The organism is Butyrivibrio sp. CB08, from assembly GCF_003625485.1.
Lineage (GTDB): Bacteria > Bacillota > Clostridia > Lachnospirales > Lachnospiraceae > Butyrivibrio.
In genome coordinates this window covers 94,924-110,842 of sequence record NZ_RAIR01000010.1, presented here as the reverse complement: position 1 = coordinate 110,842, position 15,919 = coordinate 94,924, and the positions used below count along the sequence as shown (strand labels likewise).

The window sequence follows — 15,919 nt, the reverse complement described above, 5'->3', positions numbered from 1 at the left end:
ACAGCTTCCGGAGTCCCAAGTTCCCGTGCCTTATCATAAAGAGGACAGCTTACCACATCCATGAAGCACTGTTCTTTAGAAACTTTAAGGTTCTTTATCTCATATCCATCGCTCAGTTTTGCAGCAATTCTATCCATCCTTTTCCACATAAGGGAAGGGATTCCCGGAAGAGCTGTGATTTTGCGAAAGATTCCCTGTAGTCTGCGTCCCATCTTAGTTCCGAAGCCTCGTGTAACACCCAAAGCTTCTCCGGGATAGAAATGTTCGACTGAACGATACAGTGCTACTGCTGGAAAGACATATGACACACTAGCATTATTTCTCCGGCGTAGGAAAAAGATACATCTTTTACTTCCGCATCTTCAAAATCTATTGGCGCTTTATCTGTTATATCTTTCGTCTCAGGTTCTTCATCAACGATAGCAAGCACTCTTGCTCCTGACGCCACCGTACTCTGGAGTGTCGTACCAAGTGCAGCCAGAGCTGTGACAGGGCCAAAGGATGACATTAGTGCAATAAGTGGAATCAGAAATCCATCAAATCCCACCTGCCCATTCTGATAAAACCAGGTGCATACAAACAGCATTACAATATCAGAAATCAGGATCAGCATATTTGCTATCGCCATATTTGTTCCGGTAAGCCTGCTAAGAACTCCTTGTCTTTCCGACAAGCCTTTAGTCATGTCGCCTATTTCCTTAAGTCTCTTTTCACCGTAGGAATACTGAAGCGTATCATCTATTCCTCTGATACTTTCAAGCAGTTCCAGTCTAATTTATTATCAATTTATTTCTTTACATGAAATGCATTCATTCCCGGCCAAACAGGCGCTTCGCCAAGCGGGTTTTATCATGAAGCTTGCAAATCAACCATATGTGCATACTCCCCATTCATATCCATCAGCACCTTGTGATCCCCTCGCTCCACTATCTTTCCATCAGATACGACAAGTATCTGATCTGCATCTTTTATGGTTTTGAGTCTATGAGCGATAACAAGAAGAGTTTTCTCTTTGCATAATTCTGAAATTGCTTCCTGGATTGCTCTTTCATTATCTGCATCCACGCTTGATGTTGCTTCGTCAAGTATAACGATAGGCGCATTCTTTAGAATACATCTTGCAATGGATATCCTCTGCTTTTCACCACCTGAAAGAGATGCTCCGCCCTCCCCGATCACAGTATCAAAACCTTCGGGAAGCTTCATGATAAAGTCATAGCACCTTGCCTTTTTTGCTGCTTCTTCAACTTCTTCCCGTGTTGCATCGGGGCGGCCAATGGCGATGTTATTATATACACTGTCCTGGAACAGATAGACTCTCTGGAACACCATACTTATATTGTCCATAAGACTCCCCAATGACACGTCTCTTATGTCCTCGCCCCGTACAAGAATACGTCCGCTCTTAACATCCCAGAATCTTGCAAGAAGTGAGGCTATTGTCGACTTTCCTCCACCGGAAGGGCCGACAAGTGCAGTCATCTCTCCCTGTTTCACTTCGAAAGATACATTCTTAAGCACATCTTTATCAGTATAGGCAAAGCTGACATTATCATACATGATCTCAGCAGGAGCGGATCCCGCATCTGAGATACTTCCCAGTTCTTTTCTTCCTTCATCCTTTAATTCCTCTGCTGCAAATACTTCTTCTATCCTGTCAAGGCTTGCATTTGTGACAGTAAGCCTGGCCATCTGACTGTAATAGCTCTTGATAGAAACAAACATATCAAAAAGGAATAATGCCATACCTACCATATATACATCCGATATTGCTCCTGCATTAAAAAGGTAAGCACACATCGCGAGCACAAGCGCGGTACCTATACCAAAGGTCAGGTAAAGAGCCCTCGACCAGGGGGTGTAAGCAGCTTCAAAGTCTATGCTCGATCTGCAGCTCTTTTCGAATTCATCTGTCAGCCTCTTTGAATTCTCGCCCAACATATTGTATGACTTGATGATTCCTATTCCTTCGGCAAAATCAAGCACTTCTTCTGTCAGAGACTCACTTGCCTCCTGCTTTATCACCGAATGCTTATCGGAAGTTTTGAGCATAAGATTTCCGACTATGATAAATGCCATGACAATCAGCACTGATAACAGGCCAAGCCTTATATCCATCACAAACATCATGACCGTCATAAGTCCCTGTGAAATGATAAAGGTCACCAGTTCAGATAATACACCCATACAGTTCTCTTCGATAAATACCATATCGGTGGCAAGGACCGAACTGATCTTTCCCATATTTCCTTCCGTAAAATATCCCATGGGAAGCTTTCTCAAATGATCACCAAGTCTTAGGCGCATATCCGCAAATACCATATACCCCGCCGCCGATTGGAGGACATTTGATAAATGCTCAAAAAGCGCCTGCAGAATAACGCTTAAAAGAACGGCCACTCCCAGAATTATGCACTTTGTCTTATCCATCACTCCCTGCATAAACCAGCTTATACAGAAGAAGCACAGCACAAGCGGGGCCTTCATCATGAGTCCTTTAAGGAAAGCTGTTATATATGAAGCGCGAATCCTTCCCTTATATTTTCCTGTATTATTTATAAGTCTGTGCATTATCTTTATCATGACATTACGCCTCCCTAACTTTCCAGGTACTTGCAGAAACCGATGCTTCCCATAGATTCCTGTATTCGTCACAGGAATCTATCAGTTTGTCGTGAGTATCTGCTGCGATACAATTGCCTTCCTTCATCACACAGATTTTATCAGCATTCTTTATGGTAGAAAGCCTGTGAGCAATAACGAGCACGGTCTTTTCCTTTACTATCTCATCCAGGGCCGCATTCATCTTCTCCTCATTTTCGGGATCCATAAATGCCGTTGCCTCATCAAGCACTATGATCGGCGCATTTTTAAGTATCGCCCTCGCAAGCGAAATCCTCTGACGTTCACCTCCTGAGAGCTGTTTGCCTCCATCGCCAGCCTGCGTCTCTATTCCCTGTGGAAACCTTTCAAGAAATTCATTACACTGGGCTCTCGCCGCTGCATCAAGCACTTCCTCTTTTGTAGCACCAGGCTTACCTATAAGGATGTTTTCATACAGACTTGTATTAAACAGAAACTGTTCCTGCGAAACAAATGCCACCTGATCATTCAGCGACTCAAGGGACATATCAGTGATGTCCTGCCCACCTATTGTTATACTTCCGGAATCAAGATCGTAGTAATGTACCAGAAGCTTAGCAAGAGTTGACTTTCCACTTCCGGATTCGCCCACAAGTGCTGTGGTTGTTCCCTGTTTGAGAGCAAGATCCACTCCATGCAGAACTTCTGCATCCTTGTAGCTAAAATGAACATCCCTGAATTCAACATCCATATTATTCCCTTTAAATCCTGATGTTCCTTCTTTAAGAGGAGGATGTTCCATCATCTTTTCCAACTCTGTAATCTTATAGTCGAGCTGCGGGAACTTTCCTGCAAAGTTAAGCGCCTTTAGTACTGACGGGCCCACAGCAAAGGACATACAGAATACAAGCACCATCTTATCCAGGGTGATAGTCCCGCTCAGTACCATCAGAGAACCGAATGGCAGCATAAGGAGTACAAGGCATGGCAGGACGCTTGAATATACTGCCATCCAAGGCCAACAGACCTTGTACCAGTCTAGGGTAAAGTCACGATAGCTTCTTACCACTTCCCCAAAACGCTTATAAGAATCGCCATCTTTATTAAAGACTTTAACTACCTCCATGCCATTTACATATTCGATGATTGTATTGTTCATATTTGCTGCGGATTCATAATAGGCATTCATCTTCTCCATTCCGGATTTCATCATCATGCCCATAGCAAACATTCCCACCACAAGCGGTACCAGCGATAAAAGACCAAGCCTCCAATTGAATACAAACATAAGAACAATAATGATGGCGGGGATTGCGATATTGGCAATTCCCTCAGGAATTGCATGCGCCAGCAGAAGCTCAACCTGATCTATATCATCGGTAAACACCTTCTTTATACGTCCCGAACCGAGCTCTGTTATATTTCCCAGCGGCTGCTTCTCAAGCTTTCCCTGCAGAGAAATCCTAAGGTTCTTCAGTGTGTTATATGCACTGATATGCGAAAACTCCAGCCCCTGCACATATGTAACGGAAAAAATAATCTCACATATAGCAATCGCCACGACTCTCAGCAAAATATAGGATGCATCGATATGCTCACCCCGCGTAAGAGGCGATATTATCTGATACATAAAAAAATACGGTGCAATATTTGCAATAATGCCTACAGACATCATTAACACTGCCCAAATGGTATACTTTTTGTATTCTCCGATATAAGGAGCCACTTTTTTAAACATTGCTCTCTCCTCTCTGAACATTGAAATAAAATGCAGCAATTTCACCTACGTTTACATCACAAAGTTCCATCATCTGTCCATCACTGCCTGCATCAAGATCAAGCAATCTTGTACAGGTATTCGTGATAAATTCAAAGTCATGAGAGACAAGAAAGATAATAGCCCCATTATCTGAGAGTTCCTTTATCATCTCACTCACTCTTATCATCGAATCATAGTCAAGGCCACTGGTAGGTTCATCGAAATAAAGGATCCTGCTGTTTTTTATAAGTGAAGCACCAATGGTAACACGTTGCTTTTGCCCACCCGACAGGGAAGCAGGATGCCTGTCCCTGAATTCGGAAAGAGCAAGTCTTGATAGTGTATGAGCCACCAATGCTTCATCTTTCCTGGATGTTCCAAGTGTAAGTTCTTCTTCCACACTTGATGCAAAGAGCTGATAATCCGCATCCTGCATCACCAGATATGATAATCTTCGCCTTTTTAAAGGCGAGATTCTCTTTCCCTCGAAATAAACCTTACCCGTTTTCTCTTTCATTATGCCTGTCAAAACCGATATCAGAGTTGTCTTTCCTGCTCCGTTATGACCAATGACCCCTACAACATCCCCCGGAACTGTTTCAAATGAAATTCTCTCCAATATTTTCTCTTTGCTGTCATACCAAAAAGAAAGATCATCCACTTTAAATATTTTTTGTGTATCTCTTGGTCTGTTATCCGACAGTCTTTTAAAATTGTCACCCAACTCCTTTTCCGGATAAGCGGACCTTAATCCCTTTTGTACCCTGAGAGATTTATCAAGGCTGCAAAATTCATCCTTATTGTATCTTGCGATAATCCGGCCATCTTCAATATATATGGCTGTGTCTATAAGGTCTCTCAAGTAGTAGAATCTGTGATCAGCTACAATGATCGTATAGCCTTCGCTCTTTAGTTTCTTCATAATATCCGACAGCCGTCTTGTTGCCTCATGGTCCAGATTGGCTGATGGCTCATCGAAAATATAGACACTTGGTGCCAGAGCATACACCGAGCCTATAGCTATCTGCTGTTTCTCACCACTCGATAGAGAAAAAATACTTTTGCCCAGAAATTCAGCCAGTTCAAGATCTATCACAGCTTTTTCAATCCGGTTTATGATCTCTTCGCGTGAGTACCCCATGTTTTCACAACCGAAAGCAAGTTCTCTTGTAGTGTCAGTCATAAAAAACTGCGATCTAGGATCCTGAAATACCGTTCCGACTTTTCCCGCAATCTCTGAGGGCGTCATCTCGAGCAGGGATTGATCTTCATATAAAAGCTCTCCTTTAGTCTTCCCTGGATAAAAATGTGGAATCAGACCATTTAACGAGCGTAAAATGGTTGATTTTCCGCAACCGCTCCGTCCAGTCAAAAGAAGAAACTCCCCGTCATTTATCTCAAGACTGATATTTTTCAATGTATCTTCAGGCATTCCTTCATAGCAGAAAGAAAAATCCTTAAATCGTATCATAGATGCCCCCACAAAACATACTGGCCAACTTGTAATCTGTCCAACAAAAAGAGGACTGCAACCAATAAGGCGATACCTGCCAGACTGGCATACTCCCGGATGCCAAATTCTATTTCCAGGAGCGAATTGCGCTTATTCTCTCTCTCCATACCCCGGGTGGTCCCGGATGCAGCCAGTTCATCAGAGACTTTTAAGCATCGCATGAGAAGAGGCACCAGAATGTATTCAACCGTTGCAAACGGATGCATCACAACCTTAAAGACCGTATCGCTTACACCGCGTATCTTCATAGTACTTCTGATCATTTTATACTCGATACCAAGCGTAGGAATGTATCTGAACATAACAACAAACGGTATTGTAACCGTAAGAGGTACGCCAGCTCTTTCAAGAGCCACAGTCAGTTCATCCATATATGTGCTTCTTAATACCCATCTCCCCAAGGTTATTATGGGGATCATTTTCAGCACCGTTACTCCAAACATACTCATCATAAGGCTGATAACAGGAACGGATAAATACTTAAGACAGGTATTGAGATATGAGATCAGGATATATATGAGGAGCATCTTTATTCCCCATTTCGATGCACTTCCCGCGCACACAAAAATGGCAACTGCAAGCATAAGCATCAGTTCCGGTATATCTCCGTTTATAAAAAAACTGACACATCCGAGCACAACAAGCATTATCAACTTTAGCCTCGGATCCAGCCTGGCTGTGCCATGATAGGACACAGCCAGAATTTTTTCCCTTATCGATTCATTCTCCATTTGCAAAACCCATTAAGCCTGCACAAGACCAGCTTTTACAAAATGCTTCTTTAATACTTTAAGCCCCAGCAATCCGCCAATAAAACCACCTACAAAACCTGCGATAATAATGATTGTAAGCATGGGCCACTGAGTCATCCTGACAAGGCCATCAACATACTCCTGGGAAACCCCGTTTCTGAGTGTTAATTCCATAAAGGCTTCCCTTAACAGATTCATGGGAGCAATTGCGCCAAAGGTAAATATCCCACTGAATACTGAATAAGCAGCGATCATCTTCTTTGTGGATATCTCATTTTTTCCGATAATAAGAAAATCCGCCAAAAGAGCTCCTACTATGAGCCCCGTTCCGACTGTCCAGAACGCACCGACAAGAAATGATAATAATCCCTGAATAATTCCTGCAATGGATAATGCCCCCAGCTTTGGTACCTTCGCAAGAAGGAGCATCATTACTATCCCGTTCACAACCGAAACAACCGGCGGGTAGAATACATTAGTGACCGGGCCTGCAAAACTCATGGCGATACTGATTATCATATATATGACAAACATCAGTGCTGTGAGCGCTCCCGTAAGAATCAGGTCTTTACCAACAAGTTTAGTGTTTTTCATCTTTTTTCATTCCTCCTTTAAATGTATGCGCTAGGTTAGCTATCGCTAACCAGCACTTATATTATTAGCCGTCTTTCGACGGCTTAATAACAACTGTATCAATTGATTTCAATGGCGTCTGTCCAATCAAAGAAACGGCATATGACCTTGCAATGTGTCTCAATATCATTCCATGACATGCCATGGATAAAAGGTTCATATACAGCTGTCCAGAAGGATGAGCACAGGATATGCATTTCTTCCTTGCTGATTTCCCCATTGACGAGACCTCTATCCTTTGCAGCTTTATAGAACTGTAAATATGCTTTGGTCATACGGAAAGAGAAATCGTGCTGGTAATTCTCATATCTTGTTCCGGCAGCTTTGTCTATTAGGAGTGTAAATCCATCGCGAAACTCCCATAAGGTCTTAAATAACTCCAGCGTATGCTTCTCATCCATTTTCCATGAATTTATCAGCTCTTCGTCTGACATATTCGAAAAGTCCACATTTGAACGGCTGTCAATAAAACGATCAAGAGCGTCTGTAGTATCCTTTACAACTGCACAGAAGAGTTCTTCTTTCCCTTTATAGCGCTTGTAGAGTGCGCCTGTTGTAATTCCTGCGTTTTTGCATATCGTCTTTAATTCAGCCTTTAAGAACCCAACTCTTTGGAATTCCTCCTGTGCGCTTGCAAGAAGCCTTGGGTCGATACTTCTATCCGGTACAGACATACTCTTCTCCTTGGATAATACATTTACCGATAATCTGATTATCAACTTCTTAATAATAAATACTCCAGGTTTTATCGTCAAGGAGTATTCACTACAACAAAGCGATAATATTTTTCAATAACTGCCTTTCTCTATTATGCATTCCGTATACATTAGCGGTATCGTGGATGCAAGCTGCTTTGACCTCTTTACTTCAAATCCGTTTTCCTCAAGAAATGTTTTGTAGCCGTCTGCATCCCATTTTGCTTCAAATACCACACCTGCACAGGAAAGTGCCTTGCTGAAAATCCCGCTTTCTTTAGAATTCCTACCAACATCGGCATCATGTCTGGCTGCGCTTAACGCATCCATTCTTTAATCGCCACCTGAATATGTTCATCAAGGTCTATTCGACTCCTGCGGCATTCTTTTACAAAGCCTTTCGTCTCACTGTAAAAGCGCTGAAGGATCAGATCAACCAAAAAATCCGGCAAAAGCAGCTTCACCATGGATTCCGGGAAAATCAAATGACTGCAATGATCATAAATGAGAACTTCCAGTTTGCAATTACATTCGGTTTCTTCAATCTTTTTCTTCATTCTGGAGATACCCCTGCAGGTATTCCACATAACATCGTCCCTGGCTCCTGCGAGAATCAAGTAACCATTTATCTTTTCAACCGGGATCCTTTCAGCTTCGGTCACTGGATGCTTTTCTTCAGCGAGGTCATGAAGATTTAGCGAGGCAACAAAATCTCCACGCTGTTTTCCCTCTTTCCTGAACATGTTCCAGTAATCCGGATGCTTATATGGAGAGGGCATATATGGCAGAGGCTTTCCTCTCCAGGTAAATGCTGATTCACCATCGGCAGGTCTTTCCGAAGTGCCATCCACTTTATCATTTAGTATTCCCCAATATACCCAGTCATTCGGTGTCAAGGCTATGGTCAGTGTAATTTCCGGTATTCTGGCAGCTGCAGAAAGAGCCATATTGCTGCCAAACGAACTGCCTATCACACCAAACTTCTCATATCCCTGAGACTTAAGAAAATGCACTGCATTTTCAACGTTCTCCAACGACCAGTTGTGAACACCTTTCATATACTTTTCAGGTCCGATACCCATAGCGGAAACACCGGACCTGTTCAGCCACTTCATCGCTGTCTTTACAAGATAGTTATCTGGGTGTCCGTCCTCCAGGACGATAACTGCTGCATTCCTGTTTTCTGCAATCGGTGAAAACAATCCACAGAAGCCGTCTTTTTCCACTGTATACTGTATCAAACTCATGTTGTTTGTCCCTTTATATCGTGATTACTTGCCCTGTATACTTGAAACAATTTTTAAAATGCCCCTTAAACTTCCATTTCCATAAATACATCTATTGCCTTTAGCACGGGATCTGCATATTCCTTTCCGCCAAACAACCACTGCTCGTGTTGCATGTTAAACTCTCTGATATCAGGGTCATAGAAATACTTCTTATAACGTTTCAGATACTTCTCTCCCATCTTATTGGCATAAATGAAATGCGCCCTAGTATGCTCTACACTGATATCATCCTCAAGATGTGTTAGGAGATCCGTATAATACTCATTCTTAATTGACTCAGGATTAAACTTTGAGAAACAACTCATGAACTTTTCGGCGTTTTCATCATCCATTTCAAAGAACTTTTTCAGCTTTTCCTTTGACTTATTTCTTTTCTTCTCGCTGCCTGTAAAGCTTATGAGAAGAGGTACTACAAGCATTGACTGCAGCTTTGCAGATAGTTTTCCGCTCTGATCAAGATCCGGACTGCCAAATATGGCATGATCTATATGCACGTTCTTTCTCATAACAAGCTGTCCTACAAAACTAGATCCAAGAGAAGACCCAATAGCCCCGTCTATTCTCCCGGAATGGTGCCCTTTTATGTACTTCTCAATTTTCTCAGTTACAGTTATCATATCCGGAAAAATATCATCACTTCCATCGAATCCATCGTAATTCACACATATGAGATGATACTTCTCTGACAAACTATCGATTACTGTTCCAAAATTCGTCTGCCAGTCACAGCATGTTCCCGGCAACAGCATCAATGTCTTCCCGGACATATTCCCCATCTCTTCAAATTGCATATTTCGTACTCTCCTACTATTTTGCTGTATTTTTTACTAAATCCACCATCTTATCCCAGCCTTCCTGGGCCTCTTTCACTATTGGGAATGCCGGATAACAGTGGAACATGCCTTCGCCTACGATCATTTCATAGTCCACACCATATTTTTTCATGACCTTTTCAAAAGACGGTGCACATGCATAGAGGGTCTCATCAGAGCCGTAAACATAAGTCACTCTGGGACAGTTTGTAAAATCAGCCTTCTGAAGCCATATCATATATTCAGGCACTGACATATCCCCATGTCTCATGACATCTACAGCAGTTTTCATATAACTTGCGGGAATTGCCACATCCTTTTTATTAAGCTTCAGCATCCGCTCCCACTCTTCATCTGTTTCAACGCAGGTTCCAGGTGAAATGGCTAGAATATAGCCAGGCATCGGTGTATCATCATGCCCGTCATTGATGTATGGAACCATTCCCAGCGCAAGATTACCGCCTGATGATGTACCTAGAACCGAGATGTTCCCAGCGTCATAGTCCTTTAGCATCTCTTTATATGTCTCATGGATCATTGCATATGCTTTGGTAAGGGGATAATCCGTGCAAAGGGGATAGTAAGGCACGTACACATCCACTCCTGTTTCCTTGGCAAAACGGAGTGCTTTCTTGACAGCGTCAGGTCTTGGAGCCATCACCATTCCACCACCAATGATAAAGAGATTGGCATGGGATGCCTTAGCTTTATGCTTCATCCTAATCACTGTGAAACCCATAACCTTTATCCGGTCTATGTTAAACTCAGGATCTTTAAGATCAGGTATGCGATTCTTTGCATTCGCCTTCTTTTTAGCAGCGACAATGTCTGCGGCAGATTTTCCCTCCCACATCTTTTTGAGCCCTGCGGCTTTTACTATGCGCTTAAGAATTTCGTATTTAACGCTCATTACTTCGTTCCCCACTTAAAATAATTTATTTCTCAAAACAATGAACATATCCAGGCTGCAAGCGCTGATGCTGCCGGGAAAATGATTAACAACTTTAATAACTGACTCTTGATGTTATAGCCATACTTTCTGTTCTTATAAACACTTTCAACTTCCGGAAAATAAAACTGAAAGAACTGGAATTTCATGAGCAGGAAGTAGTCAAAGCAGATCATGTCATAAAGCTTGTAAACAGTGAATATAAAGACAAATCTGAAAAAGAACTGTCCAAACGTGTAACCACTCCTGAAACCGTCCCAGATTGAGATAACGCCTACGCCCAGTATCATCAGAAAACTAAATATCATTAATGTCCATCCGATTGTCCTAGCGCCGTAGAACAATTCTTTTTCCCTTGGCAAAATAGCCTCCTGCGCTTCTTTCGGTGCTGAAGAAAAGAATTTCTTATCTTGAATAAATGCTACAGCAGAAAACATCATCAGTGTAATTGCCACACCAAAAACTAACGCCAGAAAAACAGTTAACAGCATACTCGTTTACCCCTCTGAAATATAATCCTCTATTGCTTTAACAGCCTCCATTACACCGTTTTCTTTCATTATCAGTTCCGAAATAGTCTGCGTCGTAACATCATATTTCCCGCTGACCAGGTCTTGTAGAGCATCTGAGATTTCTTCAGCAGTACATAATCTCTTTCTTATGTACAATGGTTTAGGTCCACAACAGAGTTTGTGATCAACTCTCCCATAAAAATACTGGTCAAGCGCCAGTGCTATCACCAGTGTTGGAAGCCCTGCCCTAAGTCCCAGACCATTTGTAGTGTTTCCGCCATGATGCACTACTGCTCTCACCTTTCCGAAGATATAAGCATATGGGACGTTATCTATAAAAAACAGCTTGTCAGTATTTATCTTGTCTTTTTTCGGTATCTGGTATGCCTGCACGACAGCACGAATTCCGGTCTTTTTTAAAGCATCTAATGTCAGCAGCTGTAGTCTCGCAAGTTCAGGTGACTCTGCCTTTCCAAAAGCTACAAATATCGGTTTCTCACCCGCTGTCAAAAAGTCCGTCAATTCCTCGGATTCTTCAAATTCTTTTATACTCTCTCCCGGATGATACCAATACCCTGTCACATGTATATGGTCTCCCCATGTAGGATCCATTGGCATAAGGAGAGGACTTGTGGGGTAAAAAGTAAGTACTTTTCTTCCTCCCAGCTCCGTATATCTGCTGCTTTTCTTCCACTTTGGAAGACCTACACTTTTTCTCCATTTATTTAGGGCGACAATTGTCATGAGGCTCATCCCATCCGATAGTCCATCATAGCTTTTAAGCACTTTGTCAGAATTAAAATCATCAGTATAAAGCGAGTATTGTCTGGTCGGATCCATCGGACTGTAAAAATATCTTGCACATTTGATTCCAAGATACTCAGCCGCATGTCTTGCAAAAGCTGAGCACGTACCATACATTACAAGGTCAGAGCCTTTTATAGCATCAATGGTCTGCTCCATAAATCTCGGATTTTCCTTCTTAAGCTTAAATAGCCCATTAACAAAATCAAGGCTAGTCTTATAGTCTGTAACCATATATTTCATGACATGATCTGCATCCGTATCAAGCCTTAAGAAGGTCACGCCTTTACTTTCTATGAGCGGACGGAAAGCCTCCGATGTCAGTATCCGGAACTCATGTCCCCTTTTTGTCATTTCCTCGCCAAGCTCTGCCAGAGGATTTACATCTCCCCTGGTTCCCACTGCGACAGCTGTAACAATCATTCCTTACTCCCAATACGTGTAATCCAACTAAGTATTTCATCTATAGCCAATTTCCCATTACCCACATTACAATGATTTTCCGCTTCTTCCTTGTCAGTAAACAGGCGAAATGTAAGGCTTCTGACATTCCTTAGCATGTTGATCTCTTTTCCGATAAGATGGTAATCAATGAAATGGTCTCCACTGGCCCCAAGAATCAGCATATCCTGCGTAATCTGATCTGCGACGGGTGCAATGTCATATAGCTTCAGCTTCTTGGCATAACTATATGCATCCTTGGCCTCATAGGCATAGCATCCATGCTTGATCCCCCAATCGATTATGGGAGATTTCTTAGCCTTTTTGCCAAATACCAGATTAAGAAGAGGACGAGCATGCAGCTTCATAAGGACATGGAACGCCCTCTGTGTACCCTGTGGCTGCATACTCACAAGAATATCCTGAAAGCATGGGAATATGGACCAGGCAACAACCTTTGTGATCCTCTTATCAAAGGCTGCAGCTCTCGGTGCAAGGTAGCCACCAAGGGAAATGCCTATGATAGTCACATCGGAAAGTCCAAAATAATCAAGGATTGATTTAACCGGCTTTTCCCATTCATGGGTGAAATGCATTCCCTGAACACGCATTACGCCACCCTGCCCGGGGCCTTCAAACATGTATACTTCAAAGCCCTGTTCCTGCATATATAGGACAGTGAAAAGAAATTCCTCAAAATAGCTGTCATTGCCGCCATGGATAAGTATAGTCCCCTTGCTCTCACCATAAGGCACCACATGCATCACAGGGAGTTTCACATTCTCATAGGGGACATCATATCTTTCAATCCTTGGATTTTCTCCCTCAAAGAAATCTGCATAGTACTCGTAAAAGAGCTTGGTTGCCTTCTCATAGTACTTTCTCTTATCAGGATCACCGTCATACATGAAGAACTCGCTCATTCGATAATAGGCAATGGCATTATCTGTCCTGCCCTCTTTCATGGCTTCGTCGCCGAGCAAGATAAGTTCTCTTTTCCAATCGTCACTGTTGTGGATCTTGCCGGAAACTTTTTGGACATCCTCCAGTCTGCCACCATCCCAGTTGATAACACGGTTCAGCTGATAATTGAAATTTGCTTCATCATTGAGCTTATATACACCCTTTTTAAGGATTACCGGTCTTGTGATATCGTACTTTTCCATATAACGCTATTGATCCCCCTCACAAACTTTTCCGGCCTAAATGGGGCCAGCCCTCCGTGGCCTGTGTCCTTGATCTTTCTAAATACTGTATGTGGAAAGATCTTTTTTATATATTCCACATCCCACTTTCTATCTTTGATTTCTTTTTCTGCGACCCAATATTCTATGTATTTACAGTCAGTATGGATATACTTCGGCATCGAGTAATTGTCGCAGGATTCAAATGTACGCCAGATGGTCTTAGCACTCATCATCTTCAGTACATTTGCTGCATACTGCACATCGTCTTCTGACAATTCATCCATACAGAATGCCTTTTCCAAAAGCTTTGCACCGCCTATCTTTCCAATACATATCATCAAAAAATCTCTTACCGCAATAAGCCTTGTCACAATCCAAGGAAGCTGATAAGGAGTAATACCGCCATCTATCACGGCACTCTGCACATTCACTTTGTTGTTGGCAAGCATCCTGACCACAATGCTTCCACCCATGGAGCAGCCGTAAAGACACGTCACATTGCTCAGTCCGTTCAGGTTCAGCCATTCTTCCAGTTCTGCTGAGATCTCTTCAACACTTGTGAAATCGCTCTTGTTGTCAGGGTCATACCCCGGAAGTGCAGGAATTATCAGGTGGCATTTCTTTTCCAAAAGCGGAATCACATACTCGAAGTAATCCCACATAACCACGGACGGATGTAGCAACACTATGACCTTATCATTATCTTTTCCAAATTCATGTATCGTCATTTTTCCTATCATTCCTACATTCCACGTACATTAAAGGTATTGTTGAAGGTAACTGATTTGAGTAAACTGCTGTGAATCCATTATTCCTAAGGAATTTCAGATATCCGTCAGCATCCCATTTTGCCTTGAAATCAACTCCTGCACACGAAAGAGTCTTACTCATAATCCCACTTACTTTTTTATTATTGTCATGTATGAAATTTGGAGCAATAAGCAGCCCGTCTTTTCGCAATACCCGTTTTATCTCTGATAAGACCTTTTCAGGTTCCGGGATAACATGAAGTGCATTGGCGATGATAATCACATCAAAGCTGTTATCAGCATATTGCAGGGATGACGCATCAGCTTTTTCAAAGACAAGGTTTTCAGGCACAATTCCCCTTCTTGCCATAGCAAGCATCTTCTCGGAATAATCTGTAGCAATCATCTTTTTTGCTTCATCCGCAACCTGCCTTGCAATAACACCTGGACCTGTAGCAAGTTCAAGCACTTCTTTATCCTTGATCACTGCTTTTATGCGCTTGTACATGGACTCATATGCCCTTTTGTTTCCCGGAGTTCCTGTGACAAAGTTGCTATAAACAGGTGCAAAGCGATCCCATACATTTTTATTGGACGAAGACAGAATTCGCATATCCTCAAGAACAATTTCGCTCTTCCACTCTTTCGGGATATTGTCGGGCTCATATACCATTCCGTACAGTTCTACTCCATCAGTAAAGTGCTGAGTTACTACACATTTCATGCCCAGATGCTCATATTTATTTTTCTTCAGCACAGCATCCGTATCCAATACCACAGGAACTGCCTGTCTTCGGCCTTCCTCAAATGCAATCTCCAGGACCTTGCGCATGAATCCTTTGCCCTGATATTCTTTTCTTACCGCAACCATGCCTACATAAATGAAAGGCACTTTAAGTTTGGACAGTATGGCTCCATAACTCTTTCCCGAATTAAAAAAGCCCCTCGCGGCACTTCGCAAATGACCTACATCCGCGCATCCGGGAATAGTTTTCAAAAGACCTGCAGCAGATTTCAGACTCATGTTGACTCCGGGATTCTTAAAGGCAATAAATCCCTCATGTTCCTCGCTTGTTGAGTAAAGAACTCTCTCATTAATGGCCATGCGCACATAAGCGCATATGTAATCACTCACGGCCTGTCTGCCTTTTCCAAGATACCCCATTCCAAATTCTGATTCAGCATACTGAAAATCTGCGAAAGCATCGCCTATATCACGAATCTCTTTTTCACTCAAAGAA

17 protein-coding genes are annotated in these 15,919 nt (G+C 42.4%); all 17 read right to left on the bottom strand.

Annotated features, from left to right (window positions below):
- Nucleotides 1-212 (bottom strand): hypothetical protein (locus D6855_RS15250; protein WP_147368153.1); only part of this gene is annotated, 212 nt, incomplete at its 3' end.
- A gap of 71 nt (nt 213-283) precedes the next feature.
- Entirely contained in the window at nt 284-685 is a 402-nt protein-coding gene (locus tag D6855_RS15245; RefSeq protein ID WP_120742630.1) for an ABC transporter ATP-binding protein, read from the bottom strand.
- Nucleotides 686-849: 164 nt separating this feature from the next.
- Complete coding sequence (locus tag D6855_RS15240; RefSeq protein ID WP_120742628.1) at nt 850-2,583, bottom strand: ABC transporter ATP-binding protein; 1,734 nt, start codon at nt 2,581-2,583, stop codon at nt 850-852.
- A 4-nt stretch (nt 2,584-2,587) separates the two neighbouring features.
- Nucleotides 2,588-4,321 carry an ABC transporter ATP-binding protein gene (locus D6855_RS15235; RefSeq protein WP_120742626.1) on the bottom strand — a complete coding sequence of 578 codons (1,734 nt, stop codon included), beginning with the start codon at nt 4,319-4,321 and terminating at the stop codon, nt 2,588-2,590.
- Nucleotides 4,314-5,813, bottom strand: a complete 1,500-nt coding sequence (locus D6855_RS15230) for an ABC transporter ATP-binding protein (RefSeq protein ID WP_120742624.1) — start codon at nt 5,811-5,813, stop codon at nt 4,314-4,316. Before D6855_RS15230 ends, D6855_RS15235 begins: the two co-directional genes overlap by 8 nt.
- Nucleotides 5,810-6,586 carry an energy-coupling factor transporter transmembrane component T family protein gene (locus D6855_RS15225; RefSeq protein WP_120742622.1) on the bottom strand — a complete coding sequence of 259 codons (777 nt, stop codon included), beginning with the start codon at nt 6,584-6,586 and terminating at the stop codon, nt 5,810-5,812. The genes D6855_RS15230 and D6855_RS15225 overlap by 4 nt, the downstream gene beginning before the upstream one ends.
- A gap of 12 nt (nt 6,587-6,598) precedes the next feature.
- Nucleotides 6,599-7,201, bottom strand: coding sequence for an MptD family putative ECF transporter S component (locus tag D6855_RS15220; protein WP_120742620.1), 603 nt, complete (start codon nt 7,199-7,201; stop codon nt 6,599-6,601).
- A gap of 98 nt (nt 7,202-7,299) precedes the next feature.
- Entirely contained in the window at nt 7,300-7,914 is a 615-nt protein-coding gene (locus tag D6855_RS15215) for a TetR/AcrR family transcriptional regulator (RefSeq protein WP_120742618.1), read from the bottom strand.
- Nucleotides 7,915-8,028: 114 nt separating this feature from the next.
- Nucleotides 8,029-8,265: a hypothetical protein gene (locus D6855_RS15210; RefSeq protein WP_120742616.1), complete on the bottom strand. Its 237-nt coding sequence runs from the start codon at nt 8,263-8,265 to the stop codon at nt 8,029-8,031.
- Complete coding sequence (locus D6855_RS15205; protein ID WP_120742614.1) at nt 8,253-9,182, bottom strand: acyl-CoA thioester hydrolase/BAAT C-terminal domain-containing protein; 930 nt, start codon at nt 9,180-9,182, stop codon at nt 8,253-8,255. The genes D6855_RS15210 and D6855_RS15205 overlap by 13 nt, the downstream gene beginning before the upstream one ends.
- Before the next feature lie 65 nt (nt 9,183-9,247).
- Nucleotides 9,248-10,015 (bottom strand): alpha/beta fold hydrolase, encoded by a 768-nt coding sequence (locus tag D6855_RS15200; RefSeq protein WP_243111987.1) that lies wholly within the window; start codon nt 10,013-10,015, stop codon nt 9,248-9,250.
- A gap of 16 nt (nt 10,016-10,031) precedes the next feature.
- The gene (locus D6855_RS15195; RefSeq protein ID WP_120742612.1) at nt 10,032-10,946 is read right to left on the bottom strand and encodes an alpha/beta hydrolase; all 915 of its coding nucleotides are present in this window, start codon (nt 10,944-10,946) and stop codon (nt 10,032-10,034) included.
- Between the two features lie 32 nt (nt 10,947-10,978).
- Nucleotides 10,979-11,476 carry a hypothetical protein gene (locus D6855_RS15190; protein WP_120742610.1) on the bottom strand — a complete coding sequence of 166 codons (498 nt, stop codon included), beginning with the start codon at nt 11,474-11,476 and terminating at the stop codon, nt 10,979-10,981.
- Nucleotides 11,477-11,482: 6 nt separating this feature from the next.
- The gene (locus D6855_RS15185; protein ID WP_120742608.1) at nt 11,483-12,724 is read right to left on the bottom strand and encodes a glycosyltransferase; all 1,242 of its coding nucleotides are present in this window, start codon (nt 12,722-12,724) and stop codon (nt 11,483-11,485) included.
- Nucleotides 12,721-13,908: an alpha/beta hydrolase gene (locus D6855_RS15180; RefSeq protein WP_120742606.1), complete on the bottom strand. Its 1,188-nt coding sequence runs from the start codon at nt 13,906-13,908 to the stop codon at nt 12,721-12,723. The genes D6855_RS15185 and D6855_RS15180 overlap by 4 nt, the downstream gene beginning before the upstream one ends.
- On the bottom strand, nt 13,878-14,669 hold the full coding sequence (locus D6855_RS15175; RefSeq protein WP_330546991.1) for an alpha/beta hydrolase: 792 nt from the start codon (nt 14,667-14,669) through the stop codon (nt 13,878-13,880). Before D6855_RS15175 ends, D6855_RS15180 begins: the two co-directional genes overlap by 31 nt.
- Nucleotides 14,644-15,915, bottom strand: a complete 1,272-nt coding sequence (locus D6855_RS16980) for a methyltransferase domain-containing protein (RefSeq protein ID WP_243111985.1) — start codon at nt 15,913-15,915, stop codon at nt 14,644-14,646. The genes D6855_RS15175 and D6855_RS16980 overlap by 26 nt, the downstream gene beginning before the upstream one ends.
- Between the last annotated feature and the right edge of the window lie 4 nt (nt 15,916-15,919).

What these genes read in the sequence shown, in the direction of transcription:
- D6855_RS15245 (WP_120742630.1), bottom strand. Translation starts at nt 685, where the DNA reads ATGACTAAAGGCTTGTCGGAAAGACAAGGAGTTCTTAGCAGGCTTACC.
- D6855_RS15240 (WP_120742628.1), bottom strand. Translation starts at nt 2,583, where the DNA reads ATGATAAAGATAATGCACAGACTTATAAATAATACAGGAAAATATAAG.
- D6855_RS15235 (WP_120742626.1), bottom strand. Translation starts at nt 4,321, where the DNA reads ATGTTTAAAAAAGTGGCTCCTTATATCGGAGAATACAAAAAGTATACC.
- D6855_RS15230 (WP_120742624.1), bottom strand. Translation starts at nt 5,813, where the DNA reads ATGATACGATTTAAGGATTTTTCTTTCTGCTATGAAGGAATGCCTGAA.
- D6855_RS15225 (WP_120742622.1), bottom strand. Translation starts at nt 6,586, where the DNA reads ATGGAGAATGAATCGATAAGGGAAAAAATTCTGGCTGTGTCCTATCAT.
- D6855_RS15220 (WP_120742620.1), bottom strand. Translation starts at nt 7,201, where the DNA reads ATGAAAAACACTAAACTTGTTGGTAAAGACCTGATTCTTACGGGAGCG.
- D6855_RS15215 (WP_120742618.1), bottom strand. Translation starts at nt 7,914, where the DNA reads ATGTCTGTACCGGATAGAAGTATCGACCCAAGGCTTCTTGCAAGCGCA.
- D6855_RS15210 (WP_120742616.1), bottom strand. Translation starts at nt 8,265, where the DNA reads ATGGATGCGTTAAGCGCAGCCAGACATGATGCCGATGTTGGTAGGAAT.
- D6855_RS15205 (WP_120742614.1), bottom strand. Translation starts at nt 9,182, where the DNA reads ATGAGTTTGATACAGTATACAGTGGAAAAAGACGGCTTCTGTGGATTG.
- D6855_RS15200 (WP_243111987.1), bottom strand. Translation starts at nt 10,015, where the DNA reads ATGCAATTTGAAGAGATGGGGAATATGTCCGGGAAGACATTGATGCTG.
- D6855_RS15195 (WP_120742612.1), bottom strand. Translation starts at nt 10,946, where the DNA reads ATGAGCGTTAAATACGAAATTCTTAAGCGCATAGTAAAAGCCGCAGGG.
- D6855_RS15190 (WP_120742610.1), bottom strand. Translation starts at nt 11,476, where the DNA reads ATGCTGTTAACTGTTTTTCTGGCGTTAGTTTTTGGTGTGGCAATTACA.
- D6855_RS15185 (WP_120742608.1), bottom strand. Translation starts at nt 12,724, where the DNA reads ATGATTGTTACAGCTGTCGCAGTGGGAACCAGGGGAGATGTAAATCCT.
- D6855_RS15180 (WP_120742606.1), bottom strand. Translation starts at nt 13,908, where the DNA reads ATGGAAAAGTACGATATCACAAGACCGGTAATCCTTAAAAAGGGTGTA.
- D6855_RS15175 (WP_330546991.1), bottom strand. Translation starts at nt 14,669, where the DNA reads ATGATAGGAAAAATGACGATACATGAATTTGGAAAAGATAATGATAAG.